Annotated in this window: 14 protein-coding genes and 1 pseudogene; 10 read left to right on the plus strand and 5 right to left on the minus strand. The window is 45.2% G+C overall.

Annotated elements, in window-relative coordinates; all coding sequences use genetic code 11:
* Positions 1–66: 66 nt before the first annotated feature.
* Together OXH18_RS05720 and OXH18_RS05725 are read left to right on the plus strand one after the other, a co-directional pair.
* Positions 67–3,120 (plus strand): hybrid sensor histidine kinase/response regulator, encoded by a 3,054-nt coding sequence (locus OXH18_RS05720; RefSeq protein WP_268611464.1) that lies wholly within the window; start codon positions 67–69, stop codon positions 3,118–3,120.
* An 8-nt stretch (positions 3,121–3,128) separates the two neighbouring features.
* A complete protein-coding gene (locus OXH18_RS05725; RefSeq protein ID WP_268611465.1) occupies positions 3,129–3,668 on the plus strand; it encodes a chemotaxis protein CheW in 540 nt (179 codons plus the stop codon).
* 33 nt (positions 3,669–3,701) lie between these two features.
* On the opposite strand, the gene OXH18_RS05730 is transcribed toward OXH18_RS05725, so the two are convergent.
* Together OXH18_RS05730 and OXH18_RS05735 are read right to left on the minus strand one after the other, a co-directional pair.
* Positions 3,702–4,217, minus strand: a complete 516-nt coding sequence (locus OXH18_RS05730; RefSeq protein WP_390904351.1) for a L,D-transpeptidase — start codon at positions 4,215–4,217, stop codon at positions 3,702–3,704.
* A 176-nt stretch (positions 4,218–4,393) separates the two neighbouring features.
* Positions 4,394–4,526, minus strand: a pseudogene (locus tag OXH18_RS05735) (Uma2 family endonuclease); the annotation flags it as partial.
* Positions 4,527–4,819: 293 nt separating this feature from the next.
* Here OXH18_RS05735 and OXH18_RS05740 point away from each other — a divergent pair.
* Both OXH18_RS05740 and OXH18_RS05745 read left to right on the plus strand, forming a co-directional pair.
* A complete protein-coding gene (locus OXH18_RS05740; RefSeq protein WP_268611467.1) occupies positions 4,820–7,339 on the plus strand; it encodes a catalase family protein in 2,520 nt (839 codons plus the stop codon).
* A 33-nt stretch (positions 7,340–7,372) separates the two neighbouring features.
* Positions 7,373–8,917 (plus strand): Dyp-type peroxidase, encoded by a 1,545-nt coding sequence (locus tag OXH18_RS05745; protein ID WP_268611469.1) that lies wholly within the window; start codon positions 7,373–7,375, stop codon positions 8,915–8,917.
* A 32-nt stretch (positions 8,918–8,949) separates the two neighbouring features.
* On the opposite strand, the gene OXH18_RS05750 is transcribed toward OXH18_RS05745, so the two are convergent.
* A complete protein-coding gene (locus tag OXH18_RS05750) occupies positions 8,950–12,501 on the minus strand; it encodes a WD40 domain-containing protein (protein WP_268611471.1) in 3,552 nt (1,183 codons plus the stop codon).
* 446 nt (positions 12,502–12,947) lie between these two features.
* Here OXH18_RS05750 and OXH18_RS05755 point away from each other — a divergent pair, with 446 nt between their 5' ends.
* The 5 genes from OXH18_RS05755 to OXH18_RS05775 all read left to right on the plus strand — a co-directional run bounded on the left by OXH18_RS05755 (position 12,948) and on the right by OXH18_RS05775 (position 16,917).
* Positions 12,948–13,184, plus strand: coding sequence for a hypothetical protein (locus tag OXH18_RS05755; protein WP_268611473.1), 237 nt, complete (start codon positions 12,948–12,950; stop codon positions 13,182–13,184).
* 84 nt (positions 13,185–13,268) lie between these two features.
* Positions 13,269–13,712: a hypothetical protein gene (locus OXH18_RS05760; protein ID WP_268611475.1), complete on the plus strand. Its 444-nt coding sequence runs from the start codon at positions 13,269–13,271 to the stop codon at positions 13,710–13,712.
* 916 nt (positions 13,713–14,628) lie between these two features.
* Positions 14,629–15,795 carry a cyclic nucleotide-binding domain-containing protein gene (locus tag OXH18_RS05765; RefSeq protein WP_268611477.1) on the plus strand — a complete coding sequence of 389 codons (1,167 nt, stop codon included), beginning with the start codon at positions 14,629–14,631 and terminating at the stop codon, positions 15,793–15,795.
* Between the two features lie 78 nt (positions 15,796–15,873).
* On the plus strand, positions 15,874–16,560 hold the full coding sequence (locus OXH18_RS05770) for a hypothetical protein (protein ID WP_268611479.1): 687 nt from the start codon (positions 15,874–15,876) through the stop codon (positions 16,558–16,560).
* Between the two features lie 111 nt (positions 16,561–16,671).
* On the plus strand, positions 16,672–16,917 hold the full coding sequence (locus OXH18_RS05775; RefSeq protein WP_268611480.1) for an NfeD family protein: 246 nt from the start codon (positions 16,672–16,674) through the stop codon (positions 16,915–16,917).
* Between the two features lie 120 nt (positions 16,918–17,037).
* On the opposite strand, the gene OXH18_RS05780 is transcribed toward OXH18_RS05775, so the two are convergent.
* Positions 17,038–17,283 carry a hypothetical protein gene (locus OXH18_RS05780; protein ID WP_268611481.1) on the minus strand — a complete coding sequence of 82 codons (246 nt, stop codon included), beginning with the start codon at positions 17,281–17,283 and terminating at the stop codon, positions 17,038–17,040.
* Positions 17,284–17,518: 235 nt separating this feature from the next.
* Between OXH18_RS05780 and OXH18_RS05785 the strand changes: the two genes are divergently transcribed.
* The gene (locus tag OXH18_RS05785) at positions 17,519–17,833 is read left to right on the plus strand and encodes a thioredoxin domain-containing protein (RefSeq protein WP_315874630.1); all 315 of its coding nucleotides are present in this window, start codon (positions 17,519–17,521) and stop codon (positions 17,831–17,833) included.
* A 34-nt stretch (positions 17,834–17,867) separates the two neighbouring features.
* On the opposite strand, the gene nfi is transcribed toward OXH18_RS05785, so the two are convergent.
* On the minus strand, positions 17,868–18,608 hold the full coding sequence (gene nfi / locus OXH18_RS05790; protein WP_268611483.1) for a deoxyribonuclease V: 741 nt from the start codon (positions 18,606–18,608) through the stop codon (positions 17,868–17,870).
* Positions 18,609–18,656 lie beyond the last annotated feature (48 nt).

Here is an 18,656-nt window from a genome sequence, read left to right on the forward strand (position 1 = left end):
TCTTGTCTGCTGTTTTTTGCTTTTTCTGTTCTTCTTGATAGTAAGTCTGTAATTCTAAGCGATGTCATGACCCTCGATCCAACCATTCGCGAGCAAACCTACCGATATTTTGTTCAGGAAGCACCAGAACTGCTGCAAGCACTGGAGCAAGGCTTACTGGATTTCAAAAGCGATCGCAGTCTTCATCATGTTCATACGTTGCTGCGCGTGACTCATACGCTGAAGGGTGCTTCTATTAGCGTGGGATTGGAAACAATTGCCACGGTTGCTCATTCTTTAGAAGATATTTTTAAGGCGCTCTGTCAGCCAGATCTGATGATTGATTCGGAAGCAGAAGCGTTGCTGTTTGAAGGAGTGGAGTGTCTGCGGCTGCCATTGGTGGCAGAGTTAACGGGGCGATCGGTGAACCATGGAGAAATCTTAGATCGAACGGCGGCAATTTTTGCTCAATTACAGGAGAAATTAGGCGATTGTTTTGATCACAATGCCCAGCTTCCCACCTCGGAAGAGTTGGGCTTTGATGTGACGCAATCGATTTTTGAAGTGGGAGTGGCTCAACGGTTAGAGCAACTGTCTGAGGCGATCGATCAATTGCAACCTAATCAACTTTCGGCTCTCTTGCGTACACAGACCGAGGTGTTTTTGGGGATTGCTGAATCTCTCAATCTGGTTGGGTTTGCGGCCATTGCTCAAGCAACAATGACTGCCTTGGATCAGCATCCCGATCAGGTCGTCGCCATTGCGCAACAGGCTTTGATAGACTTTCGGGAAGGGCAAGCGGCGGTATTGACCGGCGATCGCCAGCAGGGTGGGCAACCATCTCCCTCCTTGCAAGCGTGGGCAGAACAAACAACAGAGTCCGTTAATCCGTTGCCTGAAGTTGATGCGAACTCGTTGTTAGAGTCAATTTGGGGAACAGCGAGTGCAGATGCACTGGAAACCCCAACTGAGCCAGAGCTAAATCTGTTTGCAGCGATGACTGCATCCTCAACGAACGATTGGGGGAACGATCGTTCGTTTGCGTCATCCCATCCCATGCATGTATCCCCCCCTCCCTCGGTCAACGATTCAGCAGCCCCTTCTACCGTACGGGTGAATGTCAAACATCTCGATCACCTTAACTATGCAGTTGGAGAACTCCTCACTCATCAAAACCGACAATTGCTGCAAACCGAACAACTTCGGTTTGATATGCTGACATTGCGACGACGACTCAATCAGCATCAACAACTGCTCAATCAACTGCGGCGTTTCTCCGATCGCCTGACGATGGGCGAAGAAGCGCTCCAGCAAACGAGAAGGCGCGGAAAGGGCAAACGCAACAAATCTTCCTCGGTGCGTCCATCACAGAACTATCTAAAATCTGATGTGGCTCACTCGCAGCCTGTTAAACCCGATCGCCACAGCCCTGCCTACCTCATTCAAGCCTTACTGGATGATCTGGTGCAATTGACAGAGTCGGTCGATGCGATTGATTTGTTCGCCCGCGAGTCTACTCAGACGCAGGAAAAGCAACGTCATCTGCTAACAAATACCCGCAATGCTTTGATTGAAGCACGAATGTTGCCCCTAGGAGAAGTCTTGCGGCGCTTTCCCCAAGTACTGCAACAGCTAGAGACCTTGCATAACAAGCCCGTGGTTTTAAATTTGCAGGGAACAGATGTATTAATTGACAAAGCGATCGCTGAGAAGCTGTACGATCCATTGTTACATCTGGTTCGCAACGCTTTTGATCACGGTATTGAAACGCCCACTGTTCGGCAAGAGCAAGGCAAATCTGCTGAGGGGCACATTACAATCGCCGCACATAACCAAGGCAGTTGTCTCATGATTGAAGTTCGCGATGATGGCAAGGGAATTGACTTTGACCAAATTCGTTATCGGGCTGTTGCGCAACAACGGCTTTCGCTCGAGCAAGCTAGTCAACTAAGCCAATCCCAATTGATTGATTTGTTGTTTGAACCAGGGTTTTCAACAGCAGCTCAGGTGAATGACTTGTCCGGTCGAGGGATTGGGCTGGACGTGGTGCAAAGTCAACTAAAAGCATTGCGAGGTTCTGTGACTGTACAGACCCAACCACATCACGGTACTACCTTTACGCTGCAAATTCCACTAAATTTGACGATCGCCTCATTACTGGTGTGTGAAGCGGGTTCTCAAGTCTATGCTCTCTTAGATGATGCTGTTGAGCAAATTTTGATTCCTCAATCTAGTCATATTTATGAGCGTCATGGCTGCAAAGCGTTGAAATGGAAGAAAGAGGGACCAGAACAACTTGTACCCATCTTTTCACTTTCTAGTTTGTTAAACTATGGTGCAATCATCTATCCTCCAGCCAATTTTCGGTTGCCATCGGTTGCCGGAAAGGAAACAAGCAAACCGATTGTACTGATGCGCTGCCAAACTGGGTTATTGGCTATTGAGGTCGATCGCTTGATTGGTGAACAAGAACTGGTGATTCGGCCTCTAGGAAAAATGATTGAAGCCCCTGGCTATGTGCAAGGGGCGAGTGTTTTACCCACTGGGCAGTTAGCGTTAGTTCTCGATGGAGCCAAGCTGGTACAGTTAGGAATTGCCCGTCAGCAAGCAAATGTCCACAGCCATTGGTCGGACTCTGCTAAAACTCTGACTCATGCAACTGCGCCAAGTTTGCTATCGGCTGACCCATCTCATCAAACTGGTTCTATTTCCCCTCCCGAACGGTTGGCTCCGTCTCAGGTGCCTCCGAACACCCGAATCTTGGTTGTGGAAGATTCCATTACTAGCCGTCAAGCACTCGTGTTTACGTTACAGAAAGCTGGCTATCAAGTGTTTCAAGCCAAAGATGGTCAAGAAGCGATCGCCCAGCTACAGCATCAGCATCACATTCGCTTAGTAATCTGCGATATTGAAATGCCGACGATGAATGGATTTGAGTTTTTGGGACATATTCAAAAACTACCGCACCTGTCTCATATTCCAGTGATTATCCTTTCTTCTCGTACTGATCACAGCTATCGATCGCTAGCTGCTCAACTAGGGGCAATTGCTTATATGACGAAGCCCTACATTGAACACAAACTACTAGCCACTATCACTGATCTATTGCAGCAAACCTTGCTCAATACGGTATCTGAATGAGGAGTACGATGGTTAGTCATCATTCCCCCAACTTAGCCAAATATATTGTCTTTTCGATTACACCCTATCGTTTTGCTTTGCCTGTCGAACAGGTACTGCGAGTGATTCGTCGTCCTGCTTCAAGTGGTCAACCTAACGAAACTGGGCTACTGCAAATTGATCGCTACGTTATCAAGCTCTTGGATCTTCATGAATCATTACAGGCTAGTGCAACGGATTCGCTGCAAAATCGATCGATTTTAGTGATCATCCATAATTTTCAAGGACACCTGTATGGCATTCCGATTGGTACTCCTCCTGATCTAGTAGAGTTGTCCGCTGCGCTAGTGCATTCACTGCCAGAACTCAATAGCCACTCCAGTATGCCTGAACGCATCAGTTATGCAGTAGCCACCTTACAATCGACAACGGTACCTATCTTTCTCCTTGATTTACAACGAGTGCTGACAATGGAGATTCCTAAACCTCGCTTATTAATGTCATCTACTCCTAGCACTGCTCAAGTAGGGGAAGTTGATGGTGGGGAGTCGGGAGTCGGGAGTCGGTAATAGACTACCAATTTCAATTACCGATTATCAACTTCAATAATGCACTACAACTGGAGTGCCGATCGTCGCCCAATTGAATAGCCATTCAGCATGATCTACGGCAACATTGACGCAACCATGACTAACTGGTGTGCCAAATGAACGATGCCAGTATGCTCCATGAATACCATAATTACCGTCATAGTACATCACAAACGGAACATCAGGAACATCATAATCATCCCCTTGCATCCGTGCTGTGCGATGTTTTGATTGCACTGTAAATGAGCCAACTAAAGTGGGATGGTCGTCTGTTCCGGTAGAAACAATAATGGCATATACTGGTGTTCTTCCTTCCCAAGCAATTAAGCGCTGAGTAGACACGTTGATCTCGATCCAGCGAGTGTTTGTGTACTGTAGCTCCGTCATGCGTTGAGCAATCCAAGTTTGTGCCTCGACAGGTACAACGATCGCCTCCCCAACTGTAATTGATAAACTCAAGCACAAACTTAATAACATCCTCGCACTCCAAGGATTGATCCACGAACGAGAATGGATTCGGCGTTTCATGATAATTAATTTGTGGTTGCTACTTAGTTGATCGCGTTCATTCCTACCCATCCTGAAATTTTTTACAGAATGTTTAACCAGCGTGCCTACTCCAGATATAGCAGGTTTTATTCTCTAGATCTACAGAATTTCATCGGGGTTGATGCTCATCGATCGCAACTGCTCAGCTAATCGATTAGCGCGTTGGCGTTCCTTACCGGATACCACAGCAAGTCACCTGCCACAAACCCATCTGGGCTCGGCAAACAACCAATCTAAGTTTTGCTGAATCGTGACAATCCAACGAAACTGCTCGGTGTTGTCTGCCATCTGGTTGCCGTCACTGTCTGGGTAGATAATTTCTGAATGGAATCAATTGGCTTCAGCACTCAGAGAAATCCAAACTGGAAGCAATTAATTTTGTTAAGTTGATCTAAGTATGCCTGAGGGGATCGATCCTACCTTGTATATTAACGTTGAGTATCCTCCAGGTTATTAGACTCCTCTCTGCCACTCGCAACGGGTTTCTCCTCGGCAGACAGATCTATGCTGTTTTGAAGCAATAGAAATTAGGTCTGCATCGGACTTTTCTTACACTTTTAAAGTTAGATATTGGATTATTTGTGAAAACCAAATTCAAGGGTCAGCCTCCAGTTGATAACAACGGAGCAGCGGACGGAATTATTGATAGGATTGTTGAACTCAGCGAAGTTAGGGTAGAACAAGGACAACGTGATCAACACCCGAAGCAGCACGGCTGTGTTTGGGCGGAATTCACCATATTAAAGCACCTGCCCAAGAAACTCAAAGTTGGAGTGTTTGCAGCACCCCATACTTTTCCAGCTTGGATTCGCTTCTCGAATGGTCAAGCTCAGAATGACTCTAAGGGAGATTTGGTCTACGGCATGGCCATCAAACTTATGGGAGTGAAGGGCAAGAAAGTTCTAGAAGGTGAAGAGCAAGCGGAAACTCAAGACTTTGTGTTATCTACACTACCTGCTTTTTTTGTTAACGATGCAGAGGATTATGTCGAGTTGCTTGAGAAGCGTAGAGCGAATAATAGTGAATCGATGGCATTTGCTCAGTTTCTTGTTCCTAGTTGGAGTCCACTGCAATGGCGCTGGCGCGAGGCTCAGATTCTATTACCCGCAGGGTTGAAGAAATTTTTTGGAAAACCAGCGAGTCCTCTAGAAATTCCTTATTGGAGTGGAACGCCCTATCGTTTGGGATCTCAAGCGATTAAATTTTTTGTCAAACCTGCAATCGAGAACCACGGAACTCAATCATCGAAGAAAGACTCCGATTACTTGAGCAAAGCGATGGTCAACCATTTGACGTATCGATCGGCTGAGTTTGACTTTTATGTGCAGCTACAAAATGAAATAAATCCCAACCGCACGCCTGTAGATGATCCAAGGATTGTGTGGAAAAACGCTGAGACGTATCGCGTCGCAAGGATACGCATTCCAGCACAGATATTTGACCTTCCAGAGCAAAGAGAATTCGGTGAGAATTTGTCTTTTACACCTTGGCACTGCTTGCCAGAGCATGAACCACTTGGTGATATTAATCAAGTACGTAAGGATACTTATCAACATACTTCAAAACGTAGGCATGTCCAAAGGAACCTATTGCCTCAAGAACCGACTCCGGATGCTTTTACTCCTCAACTACTAGATTCAGTCATGCTGAGCGATCGTTCTGTGCAACAATACCCCTTGACAGTTGTTGTTAAAATTCGAACTGATCGTAAAGCTGATCTTGAAGCGATTTTAGAAAGCCGAATCAAAACTATCAACTACAAGTCTATTCAGGAACGACTGCTTTGGTTGTACTGGTATCAGAAGTTAATCAAAGAAGTCGATAAAAGAGAAGAATTTAATCCTTGGATGATTCTGCGAGCGTGTTATTTAGCGTTTATCATCATTGAAGACAATGAAATTCGATCGCGATTTAGAGACTCGAATTTGACTCATTTTTCTCGATTTGTAATTTTAGAAGACCAAGGAACGTTGAAGGGATTAGAGCCACATCTGTACTTCAGTACCAACTATGATGGCGCGTTTGAAGACTATATTCAAGAACTAATTGCCCTAATGGGCGATAAGCTCGACAAGATTTTCGAGTGTTGCGAAGGCTACACTGTAGGGTGGGCATTGAACCCCGCTCGATTAACTCGCTTCATTCGCTCGCATTCATTTCAACCGGAAAACGTGTTTTACAATGCTTATCAATTCACCCAGTCCAAATATGGTCTATCCGTTGCAGCGATACGCCAGAACGCTGAAATTTATGCCATACTAAAACGGCTTTTACAGTACTTTGACAGTCTAGGTTTTAAGCTGAGTTTACTAGATTTTTATAGTATTTCCTTACCTGCCAGCTTGCCAGCACCAAGCATCTGGTCAACCATAATAGAAACAGTCAAAAAGTTAGTGGAGAAAAGGAGTGATTCCTTATTAGGTGTTGGTTCCAAGCTGCTGCAATTTCTTCTAGGAATTAACTCTAATCGACCCCCTGATCTTGTCAAAATTGTAGAACTCAATGAACAGTTTGACTTACCAGGATTTAAAAGAAACTTGAAGACACTTACCGCTTTAGAAGACAAGATTACACAAAATCAAATAACAGTACTAACTCCACTAAAAACCTGGAGGTTACCCTATGGAATCGAAGTCGATTGGTTTTATCGGATTGCGTTGACAATTGTTTTGTTTTTGCTAAAACGGGGTGCTCCTAATGGGCTTCCCAAACTAGGTACAATCCATTTAGCACGGTGGGTAATTGTAGATTTAGAAACACAGGTGAACAAGCGTCGTCGCAAGGCTTCCTATTTGCTGTTTGAAAGCAACTACGATGAAGCTTGGGATGCTTATATTGATGATTTTGTTAGGTATACAAGAGACGGAATGAATGTGATTTGGGGACCCTGTGTTGGATTTCCTGAAACGGGTGCTGACGATATTGAGTGGTTTAAATATTACATCCGTCAGCATCAATTTCCGGCTCAAATGTTTTATAGTGCTCATCCAAATCTATCGATTGGGCAAATTCAACGCGATCGAAAAATTGGCGAACGAGCAATACAACTGCTCAATTTTCTGCAACACGCAGAAGTGCAAAGATTTCTTACAAACCTATAATTGTTCTCATCTCAAGTTAAAGTTTTAAGAAAAATGAATTTGCAAGACAAAGATCAGCCGTTACAGCAATCAATCAACCTAGAAACTGGAGATATTCAAGGAATTATTATTAGTGGCTTTAAGTATTTGCCATTCTCTCGCTATCTGTTTTTACAGATCGATAATCCGGTACAAGCAAGAACCTGGTTGAAGAAAATTTGTCCCGCTATCACTACAGCAAAAATAGAACAAACTCGCGCTCGTCGTGACCCTGCTATTAATATTGCCTTTACGCATGTAGGGTTAAAACAGTTGGGACTGTCAAATGAGGCATTAAATACCTTCCCACAAGAATTTATTGAAGGAATGGCAGCACCGTATCGATCACGGCAGTTAGGAGACGTAGAAAAGAGTAAGCCAGAAGAGTGGGAAAAGCCTTGGCGCAGAGAGTGGACTAAAACTTTAAACCCAGAGGACTATCAAGTTGCAGAACAACGAATTCATATCTTGCTCATTATCCAAGCAGCAGATCATTATCAGCTAGAAAAGTGTTGCGAAGTTTACTTGAAGCAATTTGACGACTCAAAGAAATCAGATTTGAGTCAGGCTGGGCGAATTATTTATAAGCAAGATGGCTATCAGTATAAACCTAGCGAATGTGGGCAGAATAAACCCGATCGCTACTTCAAAGAACATTTCGGATTTCGTGATAGCATCTCACAACCTGCGATTGAAGGAAGCGGCAAGCTGCTAGCTCCGGGACAAGACTGTATCAAGGCAGGAGAATTCATTCTAGGTTATCCCAATGCATTAAGTACTAACACTAAGATTCATTTACCACCTACACCAATAGTTAAAACAGATTTCAATCATCTGAAAGTTTTGAGAGGTTCTCTCAGAGATTTTGGGCGTAACGGCAGTTACTTGGTATTTCGTAAACTGCGTCAAGATGTGGAGTTATTTCACAAGTATTTTGACCTGTTTGAAAAAGAAGAAAAGGAGTTGATGAAAGCTAAACTTGTAGGGCGATGGCCGAGTGGTGTACCCCTTAGCTTGTCGCCCGATCGCGATCCACTAGCAGATGCAAACGGTGACGCAAAACTGATCGAGGAATGGGAGGCAAAGCTCAACGATTTTTCCTACCGAGACAAAGATGCTTCTGGCTATGGATGTCCACTGGGTGCTCACATCCGTCGAGTCAATCCACGTGATTCGTTGGGAAATGAACCTGAAGAGTCAATCAAAACGTCGAAGCTCCATCGAATTATTCGCCGTGGCGCACTTTATGAAGATACAGAAGGTAGAGAAAAGGGGCTATTGTTTATCTGCATCAATGCCAACATTCGTCGTCAGTTTGAATTTATCCAACAGAGTTGGGTACAAAGTTCTAACTTCAATGGGTTATACGGAGAGATTGATCCCCTAATTGGTAAAGATCCCAAAGAAGCACGACGAGAGATGACGCTTCAGCAAGAACCAATTCGGCAATCTTTGCAAAATCTCCCCACTTTCGTCACAGTCAGAGCAGGCGGATACTTCTTCTTGCCAAGTATTTCAGCGCTACATTTCTTAGCAGAATTTAGTATAGGCAATGAGTAACAGGCGATAGGATGATTTTTATCACTCAGTTTCTATACTTCGATCGCTCCTAAGTTACACAAAGTTGCTTTTTGTGCAGTGGTTAACCCGGTGATTCCTGTAATATTCATATGTTCATAGGGGCGGTTATCTCGTAGTGTTTTGATGAGGTCTCCTGTCTGTGAGTCCCAAAGTCTAATCATGCCATCTTGCCCGCTACTTGCAATCATTGACTGATTTTCTAAAAACGTTGCAGTATAAATCTCACCTATGTGCCCGACCATAGTTACGAGGCATTCACCAGATTGAACATCCCATAACGATACGGTTTTACCGTCGCTGCCACTTACCAACTGTTGTCCGTCTGCGCTAAACCGTACAGACCAAATTCGGCCATCGCAGGTTAAAATCCGTAAACATTGACCCGATTGCACATCCCATAGGCGAATAGTTCGATCGTGACACCCACTTGCAAGCATCTGACCATCTGGGCTGAAAGCAATTGACCAAACTGCGCTGTCATGACCTTCCAAGATTTTGAAACATTTGCCAGATGGAATATGCCACAACCGTACAACTTTATCATCGCCGCCGCTTGCTAAAATGTGTGATATTGCGCCAGCACCGGCAGCGCGATCGGGATAAACACCACAAGCCACCGACCAGATTTGCCCTGGATGCTGAAGCGTTTCCAGACACTGCCCTGTTTCAACATCCCAAATTCTCACGGTTTGATCACTACAGCCGCTTGCTAACAGTCGATCGTCTATGCTGAATGCCACGGACATAACTAGGTTAGTGTGACCATACAAAACATGTAAGGGCTTACCGGTGTCCACGTGCCAAAGTCGAACTGTTTGATCGCTGCTTGCAGTGGCCAGTATGCGGCCATCTTGACTAAAAGCTGTACTCCAAATCCAGCTTTTGTGTCCAGTTATTGTTTTAATGCATTCACCCGATTGTATATCCCAGAGTTTCAATTTCTTGTCGTTTCCCCCACTTGCTAAAAGTTGCTGCTTAGAGTTGAAAGCAATCGTTCTAATTCCATCGTCATATCCTGTTAGGGTTCTTACCGATTGACCAGTTCTGACATTCCAGAGCTTGATCATGCTGTCATTACTACCGCTAATTAGCGTTTCCTTATCCGGATGGAATGCGACTGTCCAAACTCCGTTTGGATGTCCTCGTAAAGTGTTAAGACATTGTCCAGAAGCAATATCCCAAATTCTGACAGTTGTGTCTTGTCCGCCACTGGCTAGGGTTTGAGCATCGGAACTCAGGGCAAGAGAGGTAACTGTACTAGAATGTCCTTGCAGGTGACGGATACAAGTTGCTGTAGCAATGTCCCAAATTCTGACAACAGAATCACTACTGCTGCTAATCAACCAGCGTCCATCGGGTGTGAAGATAACCGATCGAACCCACCCTTGATTTTGAAATTCCTTTAAAGTCTGCCCAGTTTGCACGTCCCACAGGCGAATGGTTCGATCGTCTCCCCCGGCTCCACTAGCCACCCAGCGACCATCCAGACTAAATTTCGCATACCAGACCGTGCTTGTATGACCCTCCAAAACACGTAAACACTCACCAGTTTTGGCGTTCCAAAGTCGCACAGTGCAATCAGCGCTGCTACTGACTAGCGTTTGCCCATCTGGACTAAAGCATCCATACCAGACCCAATTGGTATGTCCAGATAGCGTGCGTAGGCATTGTCCAGTAGTCAAATTCCACAACTTAACAGTGTGATCAAAACTGCTGCTTGCTAGAAGCTGTCCGTTAGGACTAAAGGAAACCGAAGTGACCCAACTGTGATGTCCCACAAGGGTCAAGTGCTTCTGTCCATCAGTGGTTCGCCAAACTCGCACCAAGCCGTCCGAGTTTCCGGCAGCAAAAAACTGTCCATCTGGACTAAATGCCAGCCCTAAGGTAGCACTCAGCGCATCAGCAAAAACCGACTTCGAGAAATCTGCATTAGCAAAATTGACCTGATGCAGGGTTTTATCAATTAAGTAGGCTTGCCAAATACACAGAGAAGAACAGTCTAGCCCACTTAAATCAGCGTTCAACTCACCCAGCAAATTCAAAACATTACCGCCAACATATCCAGGTTGCAGAGGGGCTTCCTGTCTGAGCATCACCAACAAGTCTTTGAACTGCTGCTCGATCGCCTGCATACTTCCTAACTTCATTGTTAATTCTGTGAGAATTGGTTGAATGATCAGGCGAATTTGCGCTTGCCGAATATAATCCTTACTTTGCGCCTTGAGCAAGGCATAGTGCCTCAGTAGAGTTTGTTGTCGTTTAACGACCTCGTTGCATACGCCTGCAATAAGTTGATAAGTTATGTACTCCATGACAACCGGCTGAAGCGAGAGTTGCTTTGTTGTACGTTCGACTAAGCAGCGGCGGATTAGCGATTGCACTGCATCCAGCAGTTGTCGTCGCACCAGATCAGAAACAATATCCGCTTCCAACTCAGCTAGTGTAACTGGCTCACGATTGATTGCCAGCCAATACATTACTTGTTGTTCTGCTAGCGATAAGCGCTCAAATTGACGTTTGAGTAAATCATTGATATCACCAAATTGAAATTCGCCTTGTCGCAAATAGGGCAGCAATTCAGCAATGTCACCCTCTGCAAGTTCTTGGATTCCAGATGCAACAATTCGTAGTGCTAATGGATTCCCTGCATAATGCTCAAAAACTTCCTGCAATTCGCGATCGTCTGCACCATAACATCCTTTTGACTTGAAAATTTCCCAACCTTCGGACTGTGTTAGTCCTTTCAATTGGAGCGATCGAACGGGTGCATCAATACCTTCTAGAAACGATACATCTTTGGGTTTTTCACGACTGGTTAACAATACGCAACTCTGGTGTGATGACTCACTCATGCGTTGTAATAGACGACCATAGCCTTCATATTCTGAATTGTAGTGACCCGCGCAAGTGCCACTTTGTAAAGTAGATTCAAAATTATCTAACAGAACAAGACAGCGATGCTGATTCAGGTATTGAATTAGACGAGAAAGTCGCCCTTCTAAAGTATCAGGAAGATGGATTTCCTGTTGATTGGATAGGAACTGAATTAGTTCTTGGAGTAATTCCTCAATCGGCGGTGCATTCAGCAACGATCGCCAAATCACATACTCAAATTCACCCTGTATCTGTTCCGCCAACTTCACGGCTAGGGTGGTTTTGCCCATGCCGCCCATGCCTAAAATCACGATTAAGCGACAGCGATCGACCGTGATCCACTGGGTTAATGTCGCCAATTCATCCATGCGACCGTAAAACGTTGACACTTCGGGCGCTTCTCCCCAATCCTGCTGTGTTGCGGGGCGATCGACGTTAGTTACTGGCATCGCAGGTGGAGGTGAGGATTCCTCCAGCGGGGCAGCAACATCTTTCCAGTGCAGCAATAGCCTTGTGCAAAGCTCCTCAAAAATGGCGCGATCGACCGGTTTACCGTTGAGGAAATTACTAACCGTCGCTAAAGCAACTCCCAACTCTTCAGACAGTTCGCGTTGAGTATGAAATCTAGCCCGAACCGCTGCTTTTACGGTTCCAATGTGTACCTGATCCACTCTAAGCGATCGTGACATAGCTCTTCACCGATAGATTCCTGAATTCTGTGACGTTTCAAATAAATATAAGAAGGTCGATCGCAAGTCATAACAAGTCAGTCATTTTCAGGTTCGATCTCAGTCAGCAACAGGGTTTGATAAGAGCATCTTCAAACAACCTCTAAGAGATTCCTGAAGATGCATCGAGAGGTTTGCAGCCTATTTAGAATAACCGAGCAATTGGGTAGTGGGCCTCTCTACTCTGTAATTATTAATACCTTTGATTGTAATTAATACCTTCGATTGTCAATCTATTCACTTCGTAAAAACTCAATAAAAACTCAGGCATTCTCAATCACAAACTCAGTCATTGTGTTGATTTGATGAAAGTAGAAACGCAGAAGAAATAACCTTTCAGGTGGATGGCGTTTACCACATTATTCCTTCTCACTCTTGAGATCAGTACTTATTTCGGTGACATTACTATGAATCTACACTTCTCCTCTCCCTTCAACCTCATGATCATTCCGCTGGGAACCGTTGTGCTGTTAACTGCTCTATTTGGGGTTAAGCAAGTTGAGTCCCATTTCAACCAGGCTGATACTAGTCATACTGACACAGCTTTAACGGAGAATGCGCCACTCCAACCTGCCTTAGAAGAACCGATCGCCCCCGGCTCTAGTGCGTGGTGTGATGGACGGTTCCAAGATTGCCCAAATTAGTAGAGATAAAACAATAGCTTGTATTGAGCATCTACTCATCACTCTCGTCACACTTTCAATCATCGTATTCTTGGAGAAACAACCATGCGCCCTCAATCCTTGTTTCGCACTAGTGCTGCCCTATTGGTTGGTGCAACTCTGCTTTGTTCTAGCTCCGCGATCGCCACCCCCGATCAAGCTCGTGCTTATTTAGAAAATGCAGCTTATGACGAATTACCCGATTATGTTTTCTCAGGACGACCGTTAACTGGCTCAATTGCAGGAGGACAGTATACTCATCGAACTGTACGACTACGAGCAGGAGTCGAGTACATCTTTATGGCTGCCTGCGACGATTATTGTACCGATGTAGATCTATATTTATATGATCGCTACGGTCAAACATTACTGGATTCAGATAGCGACACAGATGATTATCCGATTATTTCGTTTACGCCCTCAAACACAGGCAACTATCGACTATCCATTCAAATGTACACCTGCTCAAATAGCACCTGCGGGTATGCGATCGGGACACTAACTCGCTGAGGTATGGTGACAGCAATTCAATCGTTTCGGCTCCCCTTCTCCCCCCTATGGCAGAGGGGAGTGGGGGATGAGGAGACAAAGAATATGGCAGTCAACCCAGTTCGAGCGTCTTAGGTTAACGATTTAGGTTAACGCTCGCCTTAAATTAAATAGTGACAAAATACGAAATAGTCGCCTGTTCCGGTGTAGAGCTTAATAGCTGAAAAAGAACGGTTTGCTGGCTGAAGAAGCTATCGCACATTGATAGCACAACGATCGATGGCTTGAATAAAGCTTAGATCACTAAGAAGCTAGCTAGTTTGAAACACAGCCGGTAACAGAGCTAAATCGAATCGAGAAGTATCCGCAGACGCTAGTTGTCCTTTTCATTCACGAAGATTTATCCGCAGAAACCTGATCCCAAGAAACTAGTTGAAAAATTTTACCTAGGTCTTAATACAGTCAGTTCAGTCCTGAATTTCTCAAAATTAATAGAGGCTGAACCAAGAAAATATTTGCTTGCTTTTGATGCACGGAAGCATTGCAGTACTTGGGTAAGCAACTGTGGAATTTGAGAGAAACTGAGCTTGATTAGTAGTGAAACAACAACGTTTAGCTAAACACCGTCAAAGCAAAATGAGCCGCTAGATAGCTGTAAATTCAGAACGGGTTAGGCTTTGCTATCTTACCCAACAGCAATGTTAAAGGGGGTTTCCAAAGCTAACGAATTCAACACGTCCTATCTACCTGCTTATTACACTGTTGTTGTTTTCAAAGTCATGTCTTCTAAATCGATCGCCTTTTCAAACGCTTTTTAAAGCGTGTCTAAGTTGCCAAATTTGCAAGCAATCGCACAATTTTTTTTAAGTTACTTGCAATTTTTGGTTTACAAACTAAGTCTTACGTCACTTATCTATCACCCATCATTTGGTGCACCATGGCACAAGTGTTACTTGCAACTACACCTGAAGCGCGTCAACAAATCTATCAATTTCGCTATCGTGTTTACGTCGAGGAGATGAACAAAAATCCTCGCGGAGCCAATCATGCTGAACGCATTCTCAAAGATGAATTAGACGATACAGCTACCTTGCTTTACCTGACGATCGATGGCGACATTGCGGCCACCCTACGACGTAATAGATTAAGTGAAACTCCCCTACCTAACTTGATCCACCGCGCTTTAGAAATCGAGCGGTTTATGGTGGCTTTTCCAAAGGATGTGCTTTCTTTTAGCTCTCGGTTTATGGTGGCTCCTAAGTATCGAAACTCTTCGATAGCGGGGGCGATCGTTGTTGAAGCGTATAAACTAGCCCGCGAACAAGGCATTCTGTTCGATTTTTCCCATGCATCACCTTGGCTGGTTCCGTTCTATGAAAATTTGGGGTTTCGTCGCTACGGCGATAATTTTCTGGATGTAGATGCTGGATTACAAATTCCATTAGTGTTGCTGCTAGACGATATTGCCCATTTGCAAGCGGTGCATTCTCCTATGTATCGATCGGCTCGTCGAGTAACCACACCAACCGTTACACGAGATTGGTTTCTTGAAGCCTTTCCTAAAGCTGCTGATTTCTTCAACACCTATCAACACTCGCCCGAAGAAGTTTGGGAATTTTGGTTGCACAAACAACAAAATCATTCTGATCAACCAGTGTCTATTTTTCAATCTCTCGATCGAGAGCAACTCAAAAAACTTTTGAGACAAGGATTATTTCATTCGGTGAAAGCAGGTGAGAACATCGTGCGGATTGGGGATATCCATAGCTCAGTGTTCGTTGTGTTGTCGGGTATCGTTCAACGCCAGAGCACCATTCATTCTAACACCACCACTACATCAGTACTTAATCCTCATCATTTCTTTGGAGAAGTCACCCTGTTTGCTTCGCTGCCATCCCCAGAACAAGTCACAGCCGTCACCGATGTAGAACTGTTTGTGCTGCCCAAACAAGCCGCTATGCGAGCGATCAAGACCATGCCCGACGCTATGTGTCAGTTCTTTTTGCAGGTCTCTCAATCGCTGTGCGAACGGTATGTTGCCAAAGATGTGACTTACGAGCGATCGACCGATTTATCTTCATCCAACATCAATCAAGCTGCTTAACCTTAGCCCCTTCTACCTCCCACCCATCTACTCATCTACTCATCTACTTATCCCACCCCATTCATAAGGAGAAAACTTGTGCAGGAAATTTTGCAGGTCATTCAAAAAGCCAAAACAATTTTTCGCCTCAAACTAGAACAAGTCGAGCAATCTGGCGGCTTAACCCTAGAACAATATGTTCGCTATTTGTCGATGCAATATCATCTGACGCGCAATGTCCAACGGCACTTCTTTACGATCGCAGGACATCCTTTGCTAGCTCATAAAGGCAAACTACGCGAATTTCTTGTCGCCTTCGGATTAGAAGAAGAGATGCACTACAAAATTGCCTGTAAAGATCTAGAAAATCTAGGGTATGACGTTTTACCCGTGCCATTGGACGTTAAATTGTGGTGGACGTATTTTGATTCAGTGATTCACTCGCGTCCGCTGGTGCGGCTGGGTGCAACTTGCATTTTGGAAAACCTTGGCGCAGGTGGTGGCGATGTCGTCAAGCGACTGATGAGCAACGCCCCATTTATCAACGAACGCACGTCTCGCTTTGTGCAAATTCACCTACACGAAGAGTTGCCCCACGGGGATTGGATTGTACAAACCCTGAAAGATGTGCCCCTAGACGTAGCCAATATTCGTGACCTGCGCGAAGGAGCCGAAACGGGCGCGATTCTTTATCTACGGATGGTAAATTGGGCATTGGGAACGGATTACCTGACCAACTGCATCCTGGAAGAACCCACCAATGCGCTTCCTTCTCAGGTGGCTTAATTCTATATCAGTCTGTTGGCTTTACAGAATCTTTAATAGCTGTCCGGAATTGGAGAAAACGATCGGGTATCCATTCATTGCATTTGAATTCCTTTCGATGGAAAATCTGTCATGAAGACAACCTCGCCTCAGCGCGTCAAGTTGTTCCCTAAGAATGTCTACGGTACGGTTGAGAAGCGTATCACCCCTACACAGCCAGGACGAGTGCGGTTTCAAGGCAGCACCTGGAAGGCTCGATTTTATGGAGCAGCGTGTCCGGTGCTGGTTCCTGGGGACGCTGTCAAAGTGGTTGGGCTAGAAGGAATTACCCTCCTGGTTCTGCCTAAAGGGGATGCATCCGACACCCCCGATCGGTAGTCGAGTCCGGCAACCTGCCGGTTGATTCTAATACGTCATAAGTTACTTCATACTACGAGTAGGGTGGGTAATGCTCACCCTACCCTATCAGCGTTGAAATGTCGAAACAACGATCGCAGCCTATTCGTATTCGTAAGCCATAGACTCCAAGGTTTCCATTTCGGGTTGCTCGAGTTCAATGGCAATTTCTGTAGATTCTGGTAGCGATAGCGGTACTGGTGGTAGAGCAGTTTTAGCTTTGGCTTTATAGGCAGCAGGATCGATGCGATTCCAATGCTCAATCATGCTCAGAACAAATCCTACTCCAAAGTAAACCAGGCTAACTAAAATGACCAGGTTGCAAGTGAAGTCTACAAGGGCTTCCACGATCGTGCTCCTAATCAACGGATATAACAACAGATATTTTGGAGGCAGTTAACTATTTCGTTAACTTGGCTACCATTCTCTAGCTTACTGTAGCCGAGGACGGCCAAAAATAGTCACCCCCTAACGAGAGATCGCCCCGTGTTTGTAGCGAATTACTAAAATCAGTTGCTCGTGAGGACAATTCTTGCCAATCTCGTTTAAAGTCACTGCTGCAATAGCAATTCAGAACAAGACCATGAGTCTAAGCGTAATTAAATTCTCTTCGGAAGATTGTGGACTTTGCCACAAGATGTCGTTTTATGATCAAAAAGTTGCTGAGGAACTTGGTCTAGACTTTGTTGATGTCAAGATGCAAGACACAGCCACCTATCGCAAATACCGCAAAATTTTGCTGGCCCAATATCCTGACAAAGCGGAAATGGGCTGGCCGACCTACATCATTTGTGATTCGCCTGACGGCGAATTTAAGATTGTGGGGGAGGTGAAAGGAGCACACCCCAAGGGGGAATTTCGATCGAAATTGCAAGAGGTAGTGGCGCAGATGAATTAGGGCGGCAGCTAATTTGCCGTGGCTTCAAAAAGGCTTAAAAAAGATTTAGCTGTTCGCTTTCCAAAGGAGTCGCCATTGCTTGCTTCTTTTCTAGTTTCTCTAACTCCGAAGCGGGGGTTTCAGAGGCGAGTTTGTGGGCAAAGCGGGTCGTTTCTGGCAGGCGATATTTGGTTGTGCAGCGCAACACATAATCGATCGCTGTTTCTAAACTCACCCGATGCCCCGGAGAAATGTATAGTGGTTTGGTTTTAGGGCGAGTGCGTAAGGCGGCTCCGATCGTCTCTCCTTTGTGCTGGAGCGGTTGCCAAGCGCCTTTTTCATCGAGTATGTCGGCATGGTTTCCCACCAACAGCGATTTAGCTACACCAATGCTAGGAATGTTAGTGAGCAACCCCAAGTGGCAAGCTATGCCAAACCGACGTGGATGGGCAGTTCCTTGACCGTCGCACAGCAATAGGTCAGGTAGAATGTGCAATTTTTCCAATGCATCCAATACGGCAGGAACCTCGCGAAACGACAGCAGCCCAGGAATATAGGGAAAGGTGGTAGGACGACGGGCGATCGTCTGTTCCTGTAACTGTAGACCTGGAAAGCTTAAAACAGCGACAGCTGCCCGAGTGGTATGACCTGCATCTTCAAACCCCACATCTACGCCTGCGACCGTATCAATGCTCTGGAACTGATCAAGCGTAATGACAGCCTGCTGCAAGGATTGCTGGAGGGCGATCGCTTCCTCTGGTGTTAAATTCCAGTCGTGTTGATGATGCAAGTCCATAAGCTAAAAGCAGATAAGAGCATTAAGCCTACCTTACCTGCTTTCACG

The sequence above is a fragment of the Thermocoleostomius sinensis A174 genome, from assembly GCF_026802175.1.
GTDB lineage: Bacteria > Cyanobacteriota > Cyanobacteriia > Elainellales > Elainellaceae > Thermocoleostomius > Thermocoleostomius sinensis.

Bases quoted from the DNA above. Each gene is read 5' to 3' on its own strand.
- OXH18_RS05720 (WP_268611464.1), top strand. From the start codon at position 67: ATGACCCTCGATCCAACCATTCGCGAGCAAACCTACCGATATTTTGTT.
- OXH18_RS05725 (WP_268611465.1), top strand. From the start codon at position 3,129: ATGGTTAGTCATCATTCCCCCAACTTAGCCAAATATATTGTCTTTTCG.
- OXH18_RS05730 (WP_390904351.1), bottom strand. From the start codon at position 4,217: ATGAAACGCCGAATCCATTCTCGTTCGTGGATCAATCCTTGGAGTGCG.
- OXH18_RS05745 (WP_268611469.1), top strand. From the start codon at position 7,373: ATGAATTTGCAAGACAAAGATCAGCCGTTACAGCAATCAATCAACCTA.
- OXH18_RS05750 (WP_268611471.1), bottom strand. From the start codon at position 12,501: ATGTCACGATCGCTTAGAGTGGATCAGGTACACATTGGAACCGTAAAA.
- OXH18_RS05755 (WP_268611473.1), top strand. From the start codon at position 12,948: ATGAATCTACACTTCTCCTCTCCCTTCAACCTCATGATCATTCCGCTG.
- OXH18_RS05760 (WP_268611475.1), top strand. From the start codon at position 13,269: ATGCGCCCTCAATCCTTGTTTCGCACTAGTGCTGCCCTATTGGTTGGT.
- OXH18_RS05765 (WP_268611477.1), top strand. From the start codon at position 14,629: ATGGCACAAGTGTTACTTGCAACTACACCTGAAGCGCGTCAACAAATC.
- OXH18_RS05775 (WP_268611480.1), top strand. From the start codon at position 16,672: ATGAAGACAACCTCGCCTCAGCGCGTCAAGTTGTTCCCTAAGAATGTC.
- OXH18_RS05785 (WP_315874630.1), top strand. From the start codon at position 17,519: ATGAGTCTAAGCGTAATTAAATTCTCTTCGGAAGATTGTGGACTTTGC.
- nfi (WP_268611483.1), bottom strand. From the start codon at position 18,608: ATGGACTTGCATCATCAACACGACTGGAATTTAACACCAGAGGAAGCG.